This window comes from Actinocorallia sp. A-T 12471, assembly GCF_033875155.1.
Lineage (GTDB): Bacteria > Actinomycetota > Actinomycetes > Streptosporangiales > Streptosporangiaceae > Actinocorallia.
This window is the reverse complement of sequence record NZ_JAWZTE010000001.1, coordinates 877,585-891,470: the sequence shown is the minus strand read 5'-3', so window position 1 is coordinate 891,470 and position 13,886 is coordinate 877,585. Positions and strand designations below refer to the sequence as shown.

At 71.1% G+C, this 13,886-nt stretch carries 15 protein-coding genes and 1 pseudogene; 3 read left to right on the top strand and 13 right to left on the bottom strand.

Annotated elements, in window-relative coordinates:
* Window positions 1-2: 2 nt before the first annotated feature.
* Entirely contained in the window at window positions 3-1,562 is a 1,560-nt protein-coding gene (gene hutH / locus R9X44_RS04235; protein WP_319812605.1) for a histidine ammonia-lyase, read from the bottom strand.
* A gap of 132 nt (window positions 1,563-1,694) precedes the next feature.
* Here hutH and R9X44_RS04230 point away from each other — a divergent pair, with 132 nt between their 5' ends.
* Window positions 1,695-2,261, top strand: coding sequence for an RNA polymerase sigma factor (locus R9X44_RS04230; protein ID WP_319812604.1), 567 nt, complete (start codon window positions 1,695-1,697; stop codon window positions 2,259-2,261).
* Between the two features lie 34 nt (window positions 2,262-2,295).
* A complete protein-coding gene (locus R9X44_RS04225; RefSeq protein WP_319812603.1) occupies window positions 2,296-3,165 on the top strand; it encodes a hypothetical protein in 870 nt (289 codons plus the stop codon).
* Between the two features lie 327 nt (window positions 3,166-3,492).
* On the opposite strand, the gene R9X44_RS04220 is transcribed toward R9X44_RS04225, so the two are convergent.
* The 10 genes and pseudogenes from R9X44_RS04220 to R9X44_RS04175 all read right to left on the bottom strand — a co-directional run bounded on the left by R9X44_RS04220 (window position 3,493) and on the right by R9X44_RS04175 (window position 12,244).
* On the bottom strand, window positions 3,493-4,398 hold the full coding sequence (locus R9X44_RS04220) for an ABC transporter substrate-binding protein (RefSeq protein WP_319812602.1): 906 nt from the start codon (window positions 4,396-4,398) through the stop codon (window positions 3,493-3,495).
* Window positions 4,395-5,063 carry an ABC transporter permease gene (locus R9X44_RS04215; RefSeq protein WP_319812601.1) on the bottom strand — a complete coding sequence of 223 codons (669 nt, stop codon included), beginning with the start codon at window positions 5,061-5,063 and terminating at the stop codon, window positions 4,395-4,397. The genes R9X44_RS04220 and R9X44_RS04215 overlap by 4 nt, the downstream gene beginning before the upstream one ends.
* Complete coding sequence (locus R9X44_RS04210; RefSeq protein WP_319812600.1) at window positions 5,060-5,710, bottom strand: ABC transporter permease; 651 nt, start codon at window positions 5,708-5,710, stop codon at window positions 5,060-5,062. Before R9X44_RS04210 ends, R9X44_RS04215 begins: the two co-directional genes overlap by 4 nt.
* Window positions 5,711-5,726: 16 nt before the next feature.
* Window positions 5,727-6,515 (bottom strand): annotated as a pseudogene (locus tag R9X44_RS04205) (ABC transporter ATP-binding protein); the annotation flags it as partial.
* Window positions 6,512-7,546: a LacI family DNA-binding transcriptional regulator gene (locus R9X44_RS04200; protein ID WP_319812599.1), complete on the bottom strand. Its 1,035-nt coding sequence runs from the start codon at window positions 7,544-7,546 to the stop codon at window positions 6,512-6,514. The gene R9X44_RS04200 and the pseudogene R9X44_RS04205, both read right to left, overlap by 4 nt.
* Window positions 7,547-7,647: 101 nt before the next feature.
* Complete coding sequence (gene egtD, locus R9X44_RS04195; RefSeq protein WP_319812598.1) at window positions 7,648-8,616, bottom strand: L-histidine N(alpha)-methyltransferase; 969 nt, start codon at window positions 8,614-8,616, stop codon at window positions 7,648-7,650.
* A gap of 9 nt (window positions 8,617-8,625) precedes the next feature.
* Window positions 8,626-9,372, bottom strand: a complete 747-nt coding sequence (gene egtC / locus R9X44_RS04190; protein WP_319812597.1) for an ergothioneine biosynthesis protein EgtC — start codon at window positions 9,370-9,372, stop codon at window positions 8,626-8,628.
* Window positions 9,373-10,635 (bottom strand): ergothioneine biosynthesis protein EgtB, encoded by a 1,263-nt coding sequence (gene egtB / locus R9X44_RS04185; RefSeq protein WP_319812596.1) that lies wholly within the window; start codon window positions 10,633-10,635, stop codon window positions 9,373-9,375.
* Entirely contained in the window at window positions 10,623-11,753 is a 1,131-nt protein-coding gene (gene egtA / locus R9X44_RS04180; protein WP_319812595.1) for an ergothioneine biosynthesis glutamate--cysteine ligase EgtA, read from the bottom strand. The genes egtB and egtA overlap by 13 nt, the downstream gene beginning before the upstream one ends.
* Window positions 11,754-11,947: 194 nt before the next feature.
* Window positions 11,948-12,244, bottom strand: a complete 297-nt coding sequence (locus R9X44_RS04175) for a 4a-hydroxytetrahydrobiopterin dehydratase (RefSeq protein WP_319812594.1) — start codon at window positions 12,242-12,244, stop codon at window positions 11,948-11,950.
* 155 nt (window positions 12,245-12,399) lie between these two features.
* Between R9X44_RS04175 and R9X44_RS04170 the strand changes: the two genes are divergently transcribed.
* On the top strand, window positions 12,400-12,864 hold the full coding sequence (locus R9X44_RS04170; RefSeq protein WP_319812593.1) for a hypothetical protein: 465 nt from the start codon (window positions 12,400-12,402) through the stop codon (window positions 12,862-12,864).
* Here the strand turns inward: R9X44_RS04170 and R9X44_RS04165 are convergent.
* Window positions 12,803-13,213 carry a PCC domain-containing protein gene (locus tag R9X44_RS04165; RefSeq protein ID WP_319812592.1) on the bottom strand — a complete coding sequence of 137 codons (411 nt, stop codon included), beginning with the start codon at window positions 13,211-13,213 and terminating at the stop codon, window positions 12,803-12,805. The two genes, R9X44_RS04170 and R9X44_RS04165, sit on opposite strands and share 62 nt — an antisense overlap.
* Window positions 13,210-13,881: a helix-turn-helix transcriptional regulator gene (locus R9X44_RS04160; RefSeq protein ID WP_319812591.1), complete on the bottom strand. Its 672-nt coding sequence runs from the start codon at window positions 13,879-13,881 to the stop codon at window positions 13,210-13,212. Before R9X44_RS04160 ends, R9X44_RS04165 begins: the two co-directional genes overlap by 4 nt.
* Window positions 13,882-13,886: the final 5 nt, after the last annotated feature.

Below are 13,886 nucleotides of genomic sequence, written 5' to 3'. Positions count from 1 at the left end.
TCCTACGGAAGGGGCCCGGTGACGGCCTCGGCGGCGTCGAGCGGAACGCCCTTTCTGACAAGCCGCACCGCGGCCTCGATCTCCGGGGCGAGAAAGCGGTCGGACCCCGGCGGCGGGACCCTGTGCCGCAGCGCCGCGACGACGGCGGCCGTCGCGGGGGCGGGGCGCAGCGGGGCGCGCAGGTCGAGCGCGCGGGCGGCGGTCAGGATCTCGATCGCCAGGACCCGCGTGAGGCCGTCGAGCGCGCGGCGCAGCTTGCGCGCGGCGTTCCAGCCGAGCGAGACATGGTCCTCCTGCATCCCCGACGACGGCAGCGAGTCGACCGACGCCGGGACGGCGAGCCGTTTCAGCTCGGCGACGATCGACGCCTGGGTGTACTGGGCGATCATCAGCCCGGAGTCCACCCCGGGGTCCTCGGCGAGGAACGGCGGCAGCCCGGCCGAGCGGGCGCGGTCGAGCATCCGGTCGGTGCGCCGCTCGGACATCGACGCGAGGTCGGCGACGGGGATGGCGAGGAAGTCGAGCGCGTACGCGACGGGCGCGCCGTGGAAGTTGCCGTTCGACTCGACCCTGCCGTCCGGCAGGACCACCGGGTTGTCGATGGCCGCGGCCAGTTCCCGTTCGGCGACCGCGACGGCGTGCGCGAGGGTGTCGCGGGCCGCCCCTGCGACCTGCGGGGCGCAGCGCAGCGAGTAGGCGTCCTGGACGCGGTTGCAGTCGGGCCCCCGGTGCGACTCCATGATCAGCGAGCCTTCCAGCAGCGCCCGCAGGTTGGCCGCCGAGACTGCCTGGCCGGGATGCGGCCGCAGCGCGATGAGGTCGGCGGCGAAGGCACGGTCGGTGCCGAGCAGCGCCTCGACGCTCATCGCGGCGGCGACGTCGGCGGTGCGCAGCAGCAGCCGCAGATCCTCGACGGCCAGGGCCAGCATGCCGAGCATCCCGTCGGTGCCGTTGACGAGCGCTAGCCCCTCCTTGGCGGCGAGCTCCACCGGACGCAGCCCGGCCGCCGCGAGCGCCGCGGCGGCGGGCAGCACGGCCCCCGAGCAGTCCCGTACGTCGCCCTCGCCGGTGAGCGCGAGCGCGCAGTGCGCGAGCGGGGCGAGGTCGCCGGAGCAGCCGAGCGAGCCGTACTCGCCGAGAACGGGGGTGATTCCGGCGTTGAGCATGGAGGCGAGCGTGAGCGCGGTGCGCGGACGGATTCCTGTGTGCCCGGTGGCGAGGGTCGCCAGCCGCAGCAGCATCATCGCGCGGACCACCTCGCGCTCGACCTCGGCGCCGCTGGTCGCGGCGTGCGAGCGGACGAGGGAGATCTGGAGGCGGACGCGCTGTGCCGGGTCGATGTGCCGGGTCGCCAGCGCGCCGAAACCGGTCGAGATCCCATAAACAGGGGTTGACCGGGCGGCCTGTTCCTCTACCCTGGCGCGTGCCTGAGCCATCGCGGCGAGCGCGTCGCCGGTCAGTCCGACGACCGCGCCGCGCCGGGCCACCGCGACGACCTGCGCAAGGGTGAGCGGGCAGGTCCCGATCTCGATCAGCGGGTCCCCGGCCCGCACTGCCCCCATGCCCCTAGTCCTGCCCGGATGGGCCGACCCGACACACTGACCGGTCCCCGGGATGCCCGACGGCGACGAAAAGAAGCGAGAAAAGTCCTGTCCTGTTCACTTATGACCCGCTGAGCGACCATAGTTAGGCGGGTGGATCGGAAGGTGGCTCAGCGGGCCCCCGCCGACGACGCCGAGCTGTCGGCGGCGGTCGCGGCGGCGCAGCAGGGAGACGAGGCGGCTTTCCGGTGCGTGTACCAGGACCTCCAACCCCGGCTGCTGCGCTACCTGCGCGCGCTGGTCGCCGAGGACGCCGAGGACATCGCGTCGGAGGCATGGCTGCACATCGTGAAGGACCTCCCGTCCTTCCGCGGCTCCTATGACGGCTTCCGGGGCTGGGCGACGACCATCGCCCGCAACCGCGCGCTCGACCACGTCAGGATGCGGCAGCGGCGGCCGCGCGCGGACACCCAGCTCGAGGAGCTCACGGGGATGGCGGGCGAGCACGACACCGCGCTCAGCGCGCTCGACGGCCTGGGCACCGAGCGCGCCCTGTCGCTCATCATGCGACTGCCGCGCGACCAGGCCGAGGCCGTGCTTTTGCGGGTGGTGATCGGACTCGACGCCAAGACCGCAGGTCAGGTGCTCGGGAAGCGCGCGGGGGCGGTGCGCACGGCGGCGTACCGAGGTCTGCGAAAACTCGCCGGAGAACTCCAGTGACATTTCAGCCCACCCCGACGCTGAGAGAAGTGAGATGAACGCCAAACGGATCAGCCGGAGGGCCGCCGAGCAGATGCTCGGCGGGAATTCGGCAGGCCATCAGGGCCCTCTCGCCGATCTGCTCGCCGCCGCGGCCGCACCGGGCCGCACCGAGGAGCTCACCGGTGAGGCCAAGGCCATGTCGGCCTTCCAGGAGGCGTTCTCCGACGGACCGAAGCTCGACCTCAGCTCAGCCGCACCGCGGCGGGGCGCGCACCGAGGGGTGAAGTCATCACCGCTGCCAGCAGTACTCAGCCGCAGGTCGGCCCGGACGTGGACCATCAGGGTCTCCGGGGCGGTCCTCGTGGCGAGCGCCGTCGGCGGGGTGGCGATCGCCAGCGGCGGTGTGCCGGGGCGCAATCCGGTCCCGGTCCCCAAGAAGGCGACGCCGTCGATGAGCGCGCCGCCGCTCACCCGCAAGCAGGCGCCGGTCCCCTCGGTGCCGCAGCCCACCACGGGCTCGTCGCTCGTGGAGCTGTGCAAGACCCTGATCGACGGCAAGCAGCGCAAGCAGCTCGAACCGTTCGTCAAGGCGGCGGGCGGCAGGCACAAGGCGCTCGCGCTGTGCCGGGCGCTGCTGTCCGGCCAAGCCCCCGACCCCACCCAGTGGCCCGAGGACTGGCCGGAGCTGAAGGACTGGCCGAAGGACTGGCCCACCGCGTGGCCGGAGGGCTGGCCCCAGGGATGGCCGCAAGGCTGGCCCCAGGTCAGCGGCGACCGGAACGACAAGCCGAGGAAGCCGCGGCCCGGCAGGACCGAGAAACCGCGAACCGAGAAACCCAGAACCGACAAGCCGCGGACGGACCGGGACGACGGCCTGGACCTGCCGTGGCCCACCCAGGACAACACCCCGACGACCCCATGACCTGACCTGAAGACCAGGGCCCGCACGCCGGGCCCACGACCACAACTGAAGACTCCGGACACCCACGACGGGTTCTGCCCCCGTTCCCGTCAGCCCGGGGTGTCCGGGACCGCCGGAGATCCCCTAGCGCCCTCCGGTCCGGGTGGCGCAGCGATCCCGTCTGTGCGAGCGGCCGCCCGGTCGCGCGAAGGGATCATCGGCGGAGGAAGCCGTGTTCGCGGACTTTGCCCGGGTCCGCGAACACGGCTCACCAACTCAGCGGGGCCCGCCGATCTGGGGTGGTCGGCCGGCCCCGCTGTCCTACTTTTTTAGAACCCCTCAGGCGGGTCAGCCGTTGGCGCTCAGCCACTCCTTGGCGACGACCGCGGGGTCGGTCTTGTCGGTGGCGACCTTGTTCATCATCTCCAGCAGCCCCTCGGTGGTGAGCTTCGCCGAGACCGCGTCGAGCGCCTGCTGGCCCTCGGCGGAGATCCCGTCGGCGCGGACCAGCGGGGTGATGTTCTGGCGGCCGAACACGCCCTTGGGGTCCTCGAGCACGACGAGCTTGTCGAGCACGATCGCCGGGGTCGTGGTGAACACGTTGCCCACCTGGACCTCGCCCTTCTTCAGCCAGGTCGGAATGTTGCCGCCGCCGGAACGGTCCGGCTTCCAGCCCTTGAAGGTGAGCCCGTACGCCTCCTTCAGCTTGGCCTCGAAGCGCTTCTGGAACGGCGCGGGGCCGCCGACGGTGAAGTCCTTGGCGACCGGGGCGAGGTCGGCGACGGTCTTCAGGTTGTTCTTCTCGGCGGTCTCGGCGGTGACGGTGAGCGAGTCGTTGTCCTCGGCCGCGGCGGACGCGAGGATCTTCAGCCCTGCCGGGAGCTTGGCGGTGATCGCCGAGTTCGTCTCCTCGGTGGTGGCCGGGAGGGCCGCCTCAGGGTCGAGGTAGGCCAGCAGCGCGCCGTTGTACTCCGGCAGCAGGTCGATGCCGCCGTTCTCCAGCAGCTTGTAGTACACCTCCCGCTCGCCGATGCTCAGCTTGCGCTCGACCTTGACGTTCGCCTTCTCCAGCGCGCCCGCGTAGATCTCGGCGAGCAGCACGCTCTCGGGGAACGCGGCCGAGCCGACGGTGACGGTCTTGCCCCCGTCGGACGTGGCCCCCGAGTCGAGGGGGTTGTCGGACGAGCCGCCGCCGCAGCCGGCGGCGGCCAGCGCGAGCAGTGCCGTTCCGGCGATGATCCGCAGGGATCTCATGAGGTGGGTTCCTTTCGCAGTCCCCTGGGGGTGACCAGGCGGGTGAGGAGGGTGAAAAGTCCTTGGACGGCGACCGCCAGCAGCACCACGAGCACCGAGCCGCCGACGGCCTCGCCGTATTCGCGCAGCAGGATGCCGTCCATGATGTAGCCGCCGAGGCCGCCGAGGTTGATGTAGGCGGCCACCGTCGCGGTTGCCACGACCTGGACGGCGGCGGTGCGCACGCCGAGCAGGATGAGGGGTGTCGCGATCGGCAGTTCCACGCCGAACAGCACCTGGCGGCCGGTCATGCCCATGCCGCGCGCGGCGTCGCGGACCTGCGGCTCGACCTGCCGGATGCCCTCGTAGACGTTGATGAGGATGGGCGGGATCGCCAGCACCACGAGCGGGATCAGCCCGGCGATCGAGCTTCCGGTGGTGAGCAGGAAGATCAGCACGAGCAGGCCGAGCGTCGGCAGCGCGCGTGCGCCGTTGGCGGTGTTGATCACCGCGAACGCCCAGCGCGGCGCGGCGTGCGCGATGAGCAGGCCGACCGGCAGCCCGATGAGCAGCGCGGCGAGGAGCACCAGCAGGGTGTAGCCGACGTGTTCGGCGAGGCGCACGGGGATGCCGTCCGCGCCGTGCCAGTTGGCCGGATCGGTGATCCACTCCCAGCCCGCGTTCACCGTGCCGTCCAGGGGGTGAGGACGCGCTGGAGCAGCACCAGCGCGAAGTCGAACACGACGGCGAGGGCGATGATCAGCACGATCCCCGCGAAGACCGGCGTGGTGAACTGGAGGTCGAAGCCGTCCTTGAACAGCCTGCCGAGGCCGCCGATGCCGATCAGCGCGCCGACGCTCACCAGGGAGAGGTTGGAGACGGTCGCGACCCGCACCCCGGCCATGATCACCGGGACGGCGATCGGCAGTTCGACCGCGAGCAGCCTGCGCAGCGGGGTGTAGCCCATCGCGATCGCGGCCTGCCGGGTGCTGTCGGGCACCTGCCGCAGGCCGTCCACGACGTTGGGGACCAGCACCGACAGGGTGTAGAGGGTGAGCGGGATGACGACCGTCCAGATGGTGAGGCCGGTGAAGTCGAGCAGCACGAGGAACAGCGCGAGCGACGGGACCGCGTACAGGATGTTGGCAAGGGTGAGGACCGGCGGGTAGAGCCACCCCCACCTGACGCACAGCACACCGAGCGGCACCGCGATGAGCAGGCCGAGCAGCACCGGGAGCAGCGACAGCTTCAGGTGCTCGACGGTGAGGTCGCCGAACAGTTCGAGGTGGCTGCCTATCCAGTCCCATCTGACGAGGGGTTCGTCACTGTTCATCGGCGTCCTCCCCCACGTCCAGCGGGCGGTCCGCCTCGGGGGTGGCGTCGAGTTCGGCGAAGAACCGCAGCTTGCGCAGGCCGCGCTCGCCGCCCAGGAACTCGGTGACGAACCCGGGCTCCGGCGCGTTCAGCAGGTCGCGCGGCGCGGCGTACTGGGCGACCCTGCCGCCCTTGGCGAAGACCGCGATGCGGTGGCCGAGCCGGACCGCCTCGTCGATGTCGTGGGTGACGAACACGATCGTCTTGTGCAGCTCGGCCTGCAGCCGCAGGAACTCTTCCTGGAGCCCGGCGCGGACCACGGGGTCGACCGCGCTGAACGGCTCGTCCATCAGCAGGACCGGCGGGTCGGCCGCGAGCGCCCGCGCTACGCCGACGCGCTGCTGCTGGCCGCCGGACAGCTGGTGCGGATAGCGCGTTCCAAGCGCCTCGTCCAGGCCGACCCTGGGCAGCAGCTCGCGGGCGCGCTCACGTGCCTTCTTCTTGTCCCAGCCGAGCAGCAGCGGGACAGTCGCGATGTTGTCGACCACCGTGCGGTGCGGGAACAGGCCGCCCTGCTGGATCACGTAGCCGATGCCGCGCCGCAGCTCGGCGGCGGGCTTGGTGGTGACGTCGACGCCGTCGATGGCGATGACGCCGTCGGTCGGCTCGACCATGCGGTTGATCATGCGCAGGGTCGTGGTCTTGCCGCAGCCCGAGGGGCCGACCAGCACGGTGATCTCGCCGGTGGCGAGCGCCAGGTCGAGGCCGTCCACGGCGACCGTGCCGTCGGCGTACCTCTTGGTGACGCCGGAGAAGGTGATCACAGGTCCATCCGATCATTGTGCGTTCCCGGGCGCGTGGGCGGGGCCGTGGAGGCGCGCGGGATGAGGGCGGGCTCGCGGACGACCCGGCGGCCGGGCGGCCCGCCGTCGATGCCCGCGATGACGAGGCCGACCGCGTCGGCCGCGACCTCCGCGAGGCTCCAGTCGACCGTGGTGAGCGGCGGGGTGAGCAGATCCGACAGGGCGTGCCCGTCGTAGCCGCACACCGACACGTCGGCCGGGACGCGCAGGCCGAGCGCGCGTGCCGCGTCGTAGACGCCGTAGGCGATGGAATCCGAGAAGCAGAAGATCGCCGTGGGGGGCGGGGCGCGGGTGAGCAGCACCCGCGCGGCCTCGGCGGCCTCGGCCCGGCCCGCGCCGCTGACGGCCACCTCGGCGGTGAGCCCGAGCCGCGCCGCCTCGGCGTTGACGTGCAGATCGGCCGGGCGGTCGGGGGTGCTGGCGAGGGTCGAGGTGAGCACCCCGATCCTGCGGTGGCCGAGGCCGTGCAGGTGTTCCAGGGCGAGGGTGACGCCGCGCCGGTTGTCGAAGACGACCTCGCCGTGCGCGTTCCCGGCGAGTGAATCGCCGATCGGCACGACCGGGACGGTCTGGGCGAGCTCCGCCCACAGCGGCGCGGCCGGATCGAGCGCCTGCACGATCATGCCGTCGACCTGCTGTTCGCGCAGGCGTCTCGCGTGCTCGGCCTCGCGGGCGGGGTCGCCCGCGGCGTCGAGGATGATCGCGTACCTGCCGCCGTCGAGCAGCTCCCGGCCCACCCGGACGGCAAGATCCTGCTGCCAGTAGTCCTCGAGCGAGCCGCACAGCACCCCGACGGTGCCGGTACGGCCGCTGGCCAGGGCGCGCGCGATGGGATCGGCCCGGTAGCCGAGTTCGGCGGCCGCGCGGCGCACCCTGCGCTGGGTCTCGGCGGAGGTGTGCATGCCGCGCAGCGCGTACGACACCGCGGCCGGCGACAGGCCAGTGGCCCGCGCCAGCTCACGGATCGTGACGCGGCCCCGCGAATTCGGCATGCACCCACCCTAGATCGACACTGTGACAGTTCCTTTGCAGCGTGTTTCGCCGGTTTCCCGTCACACCTTCGATCCCGCGACGTACAAGGGGATGCGGCAGTTCATACGGACGTCGGCACCGCCAGAGTGAGGCTGAAGTCACCGTCGGGGTCGGTCCAGAGCGCCCGGATGCCGAACCCCGCGACGGTCAGCTCCTCCTTGATCCGCTCGGGCCGGAACTTCGCGGAGATCTCCGTGCGGGTCTCCTCGCCCTCGGCGAACTCGACGGTCAGGTCGAGCGCCGGAATGCGGACGGTCTGGGCGGATCTCGCGCGCAACCGCATCTCGATCCACTCCTCGACGGGGTCCCACACCGCGACGTGCTCGAACTCCTTCGGATTGAAGTCCGCGCCGAGCCGCGCGTTGATCACCGAGAGCACGTTCCGGTTGAACTCGGCGGTGACGCCCCTGGCGTCGTCGTAGGCGCGGACCAGCCTTTCCGGGTCCTTGACGAGGTCGGCCCCGAGCAGGAAGGCCCCGTCGTCGCCGACCAGGGACCGCACCGTCGCGAGGAACGCGGCGCGCTCCTCGGGCACCATGTTGCCGATCGTCCCGCCCAGGAACACGACGAGTTCGGCGGGCCCGCCCGACACCTCGGCCAGGTGCTCCTCGAGATCGGCGACGACCGGCCGGACCGTGAGGCCCGGGTAGTCGGCGGCGATCTTGGTGGCGGCGTCGGCGAGGAACTCCCCGCTGACGTCGACCGGCACATAGGTGTCGAGCGGGAGGGCGTCGAGCAGTATCCGGGTCTTCTCCCCCGAGCCCGCGCCGAGCTCCACAAGGGTCCGCGCGCCGGTGAGCGTCGCTATCTCCGGCGCGCGCTCGACAAGGATCGCGCGTTCCCTGCGGGTCGGGTAGTACTCCTCGAGCCTGGTGATCTCGTCGAACAGGGCGCTGCCCCTGTCGTCGTAGAACCACTTGGGCGGCAGCGTCTTGGGCGTCGCGGTGAGGCCGGCGCGGACGTCGGCGCGCAGTGCGGCGTCGAGCGCGCCCGGCTCGAGCAGGATCTCGGGCGTGGGTCGGGCTTCCATGTCACTCCTTCAGCGCAGCGGATGGACGGCCAGTCGTACTGTGTCGCCGTGCCGGTGCGCGGCGACGAGCGAGCGGTCGGGCACCCGCTGCCACGCGGGGTTCCCGTCGTAGGGTTCTGAGGCGATGACGGCGGCCTGGTCCGTCGCGCGGACGAACAGTGACGCGCCCCACGCGGTGGCGGCGATGCCTGACCCGTCGGAGGCGAGCAGGTTGTAGTCGCCGGGGGCGATCGCGGCGGCCGTGCGGACCGTCTCGGCGAGCCCGTCGGCGAGGTTCCTGCCGCCGCGCCACGACCTGACGGCCCGCGCGAACAGCAGCGCCGAGTCCAGCGGCGCGCGCGCCTCGGGCACCAGCGACAGGTCCCCGGCGAGTTCGCGGAGCTTGGCCTCGACCGCGCCGAAGCCCTCGACCCTTCCGTTGTGGCTGAACAGCCAGCGCTCGCAGCGCAGCGGCTGCGCGCCGGACTCGTCCACCGGGAACCCGGGGGTGGCGCTGCGGACGGCGGCGAGGGCGATCCCGGCCGTCAGGACCTCGCTCAGCTCCGCGAAGCCGGTGTCGGTCCAGATCGGCTGGGCGCGGCGGTAGCGCAGCGTCCGGTCGCCCGCGTACCAGCCGACGCCGAAGCCGTCGGCGTTGAGCTTGTTGCGGACGCACAGCTTCGGCTCCCACGCCTGCTTCTCCAGCGAGTGCGGGGGGCCGTAGACGAGCGAGTGCAGGGTCCGCGGCGGGCCCAGATAGGCCAGGTGCCTGCACAACTAGGCACTCCTCGCGCAGCGGAAACCGGCGAAGATCTGGCGGCGGATCGGGTAGTCCCAGTTGCGGAACGTGCCGCGCGCGGCGACGGGGTCGGTCGCCCACGAGCCTCCGCGCAGCACCTTGTAGTCGGGTCCGAAGAACACCAGCGAGTACTCCTTGTACGGCTTGACCTGGAACCCCGGGTAGCCGTGGAAGTCGGTGGAGGTCCACTCCCAGACGTCGCCCAGGAGCTGCCTGACTCCCGAGGGCGAGGCTCCATCGGGGAAGGAACCCGTTTTCGCCGGTTGCAAGCGCTGCTGACCCAGATTGGCCTTGTCCGGGGCGTAGGTGTCGCCCCAGGGGTAGACGCGGGAACGCTGTTCCGTCTCGTCCCAGCGGGCGGCCTTCTCCCACTCGGCTTCCGTCGGGAGGCGCTTACCCGCCCAGCGCGCGTACGCGTCGGCCTCGTACCAGCTGACGTGCTGGACCGGCTGGTCGGGCGGGACGGCTTCGACGTCACCGAACCTGCGGCGCAGCCAGACCCCTTCGCGGAACCAGAAGGCCGGGGCCTTGGCGTCCTTGTCCTTGCGCCACGCCCAGCCGCGCGGGTCCCACCAGCGCTCCTGGTCGTAGCCGCCGTCCTCGATGAAGGCCATGTAGTCGGCGTTGCTGACCGGGACCGTGTCGATGAAGAACGGCGGGACGTCCACGACGTGGGCGGGCCGCTCGTTGTCGTAGGTCTGGGGGTCGTCCGTGCCCATCGTGAACGGGCCGCCGGGGATGAACGTCTCCGGGCGGTACGGGACTACGGGCACAAGGCCGTCGGCCGAGGGCTCGGTGAGGCCGGAGGGTTCCTTGCGGAGCTGGTGGGTGGCCAGCATCGTCTCGTCGTGCTGGTGCTCGTGCTGGATGACCATCTCGTAGAGGAAGAGACGGTCCTCCCTCAGGTCCTTCAGGGAGTCCAGAACCATGTTGCGTACGGTGCCGATGTAGGCGCGGGCCTCGTCGGGCGGTAGGAGAGGCAGCGTAGGACGGGTCGCGCGGGGGTGCTCGAACGCGTCGTACAGGCCGTCGATCTCCGGACGCAGCGGCTCCACGCCCGCGGCCGCGCGCAGCAGCCACAGCTCCTCGTAGTTGCCGACGTGGGCGAGGTCCCACACCAGCGGCGACATCAGCGGCGAGACCTGCGAGGTGAGGTCCCGGTCGTCGAGCGCGGTCAGGAGGTTACTGCGCTCCCGCGCGGCGACGAGCTCGGCCGCGATCCGCTCCCTCAGCGCGTCCATGCGTGCTCCCCCTTCAGGACGTCCTCGGCCGGGCACAGGCCCCGCACGACGTACCTCTCGGCGTATTCCTCAACGAGCTCCCTCAGCGGGCCTTGCAGGCGCGGGACGGCCGCCTCGAAGCAGGCGACGGCGGCGCGGGCAAGGACGGGGTCGCGCAGCCCGTCACGCGCGGCCCTCGCCCACAGGCCCGCCGCGGGGGCCGCGGCGCGCTCGGCGGCGTCCGGGGCCCGGTCGAGCAGGGCGGCGGCGAGCGCGACAGGGACCCGCCAGTACGGGTCGGGCAGCTCGTCGATCATGCGCAGCTCAAGCCAGCCCTGCGGCCGTACCGGCGGGAAGAGGGTGGTGAGGTGGTAGCGCAGGTCGTCGGCGGTCGGGCCGCCCTCGTGAATCCACTGCCGGAAGGTGATCCCGGGGTTCTCCACCCAGCCTTCGGCGCGGCGGATCAGCATGACCCTCGCGTCGAGCGCGTACTCGGCCCAGGCCGTCTCGGGGACGTCGCCCACGGGCGCGGTCGTGCGGGAGCGGTCCATGCCCGCCCACACCGCCTGGCGCGTCGACAGGTGGCCGGTGCGGCGGCCCGCGCGCAGCGGCGAGTTCGCGAACGCCGCGACGAGGACCGGGCCGAGGAGGTGGGCGAGCCGCCAGCGTCGGGCGGCCTCGGCGGCGTCACGGCCGATGTCGAGACAGACCTGGACCGACGCGGTCGAGCACATCATCGTCAGGTCGTCGAAGTAGCGGCTCATCGTGCGGTAACGCTCGTCGCGGACCTGCAGGCGCGCGGGACGCTCGGGATCGACGCCCATGCCGAGCAGTTCGAGGCCCGGGAGCCGGCGTCTCGTCTCGGCGAGATCGGCGGCGAGGACCGCGCACGCGCCCTCGGGGCCGTCCATGGGGACCGAGCTCAGCTCGAGCTGGCCGCCCGGCTCGAAGGTGACCCGGCTGCCGCCGGGCAGGGGCTCGGCCATCGCCGCGCGCAAGCGCGCTACGGGGACGTGGGCGAGCGGTCTCCCCTTCTCCCTGACGAACCACTCGGTCTCGGCTCCGACCGTCCCGGGCGGGCCCTTCTTGAAGCAGACTCCATGGACGTGCTCGTACACGTCCTCCACCGTCACCGACACCGTGCCTCCCCTTGGGCATAGGGTCAGTAGCCCTTCCCAGGTGAACCGGATCAGTTATCCCGCGGTCTCCCAGAAACTTCGGGAAATTCTGGATTAATCGTCTTACCTGCATAAACCCGGTTCTCCCCGTGATCGGGCGTCACTAGCCCCAGCGGACGGCAAACGCCACGGCGATCACCCCCGCCGCGGCAGGCTCACGCGCCGTTCTCCCGCGCCACCCTGTCGATCTTCTCGGCGAGATCGAAGTCCTTGTCGGTGAGCGTCGCGCCCTCGTCGTGGGTGGTGAGCGTGAACGTCACGTTCCGCCAGCGGATGTCGATGTCCGGATGGTGGTTGGCGTCCTCGGCCGCCTGGGCGGCCCCGTCCACGATGGCGATCCCTGCGAGGAAGCTCGGCGCCTCCACCGTCCGGGTGATCACGTTCCCGCTCCGCCGCCAAAGCGGCACCTGCACCAGCCGCGTAAGGATCTCGTCCTCCGGCAACCGCCCCATGGTTTCCCCTTCCGTCCGCCTCTCCCTCCCCTCACCCTACGCACCCGTCCTACGACCCGCCGAAGCCCACTCGTTGACACCGCGTAACCCCACCCCCATCATCCAGTCACACACAGTGCCGCCTCTGCCCGCCCACCTCACCGCCCGGACCGCCCTTGCCCACCCGCTGGCTCATCCCGCCCGCCCTACTGGCCCTGACGGCGGCGACCCTCTACGCCGTCCACTGGTCCCGAGGCCCCTACCCCGAAAACGTCACCTTCCACGGCACCACCCGCCCCGACCGCGTAGCCCTCACCGACTTCCTCACCGCCCTCCGCTCCGCCGACCCCACCCGCCTCAAATCCCTAGACCACACCTCCCCCGAAGCCACCGGCCAAGACCTAGACGCAGCCACCACCTACTTGATCTCCGAATACTCCACCCACCCAGGCCCCGTCACCATCACCGTCACCCACCCCTCCCCCACCTCCGCCACCCTGACCGCCTGCCTCCACTTCCCCCCCGACCACTACCTCCACCTCACCGGCACCACAGCCCCCTTCCCCCACACCTCAACCCTCAACTTCGCCGACACCCACCACCTCCCCGACCCCCCAAACCCCCCCTGCCCCACCCCCTAGAACCCACGCGATGCCATAAGTCCAACGGCTCGACATACACGCGAGCGAACCAGTACCCCACCTGCGCCCGGTGAAGATGCCCCGCGATCCCCCTGTCCCCTTCCACCGCCATCGTCGCGTGAATATGTGCCTTACCGTCAACGATCTCCCCGGTCCCATGCATCTCGGCTGGTTGACCGTATTCAGTGACGATGTCCGCACTCGCATTATGCGCGGGCATTGTCGAGATCGTGAACGAGTCCACGGCACCGATCAGCGACACGATCGCCCCCGAAACAACCCCCTCCGCCGCGAGCTGCCTCTCAAGATCCGCGATCAGTTCCGCGTCCCTGACCTCAATGACGATCATCCGAGGGTTCCCAAGAGGTAGGCGGCGCACCAGCGGGCACCGGCGTCATGAGGGTTCGCGGCCTCACTGACCAGTGCGGGGACGGTCATCCCCACCCGCGCCTTCACCGCCGACAGATAGCGCTCCCGCACTTCAAGGTCGTTGGCCAGGGATCTGATGACGACCATGTCCACTGGATTGTCGGGCAACTTGGCCAGAATGCCCGCCGCGTTCACCCGCAGGACAGCCGACTCCCCGTCAGACGTCCACGCCGCCAGCCGGCGCAGCGCGGCCTTGTCCGCCCTGACCAGCCCCGCCAGAACAAGGTCGGTCTGATGGGAAGTCTGAACACCCGCCAGCGGACCCGAATCGGCACCCGCGACGGAGGACATGATCTCCGACGCCTTCCTGCCGAAGGCGGTACCGCCAAGGGACGCGACTGTCATCGAGGTAAGGAACGTACGGCGTTTCACTCGGCCAGGATGAAGAAGATCCTCCGGGATCTCAAGGGCTTGCGCCATGAATCGCGCCCAGAAGGGCCCGAGGTTGCGCACACCCCGTTCCCAGCGGGAGACCTGCTCACGGGTCACCGTCGGCCGCTGGGAAACTTCGCAAAGTCGGGCAGCCAGCTCACCTTGTGACATATCCAAGGCTTCGCGGAGCTCCTGTATGAACGGCCCTACCGTCATGCACC

Bases quoted from the DNA above. Each gene is read 5' to 3' on its own strand.
- hutH (WP_319812605.1), bottom strand. From the start codon at position 1,562: ATGGGGGCAGTGCGGGCCGGGGACCCGCTGATCGAGATCGGGACCTGC.
- R9X44_RS04225 (WP_319812603.1), top strand. From the start codon at position 2,296: ATGAACGCCAAACGGATCAGCCGGAGGGCCGCCGAGCAGATGCTCGGC.
- R9X44_RS04220 (WP_319812602.1), bottom strand. From the start codon at position 4,398: ATGAGATCCCTGCGGATCATCGCCGGAACGGCACTGCTCGCGCTGGCC.
- R9X44_RS04210 (WP_319812600.1), bottom strand. From the start codon at position 5,710: ATGAACAGTGACGAACCCCTCGTCAGATGGGACTGGATAGGCAGCCAC.
- R9X44_RS04200 (WP_319812599.1), bottom strand. From the start codon at position 7,546: ATGCCGAATTCGCGGGGCCGCGTCACGATCCGTGAGCTGGCGCGGGCC.
- egtD (WP_319812598.1), bottom strand. From the start codon at position 8,616: ATGGAAGCCCGACCCACGCCCGAGATCCTGCTCGAGCCGGGCGCGCTC.
- egtB (WP_319812596.1), bottom strand. From the start codon at position 10,635: ATGGACGCGCTGAGGGAGCGGATCGCGGCCGAGCTCGTCGCCGCGCGG.
- R9X44_RS04175 (WP_319812594.1), bottom strand. From the start codon at position 12,244: ATGGGGCGGTTGCCGGAGGACGAGATCCTTACGCGGCTGGTGCAGGTG.
- R9X44_RS04165 (WP_319812592.1), bottom strand. From the start codon at position 13,213: ATGATCGTCATTGAGGTCAGGGACGCGGAACTGATCGCGGATCTTGAG.
- R9X44_RS04160 (WP_319812591.1), bottom strand. From the start codon at position 13,881: ATGACGGTAGGGCCGTTCATACAGGAGCTCCGCGAAGCCTTGGATATG.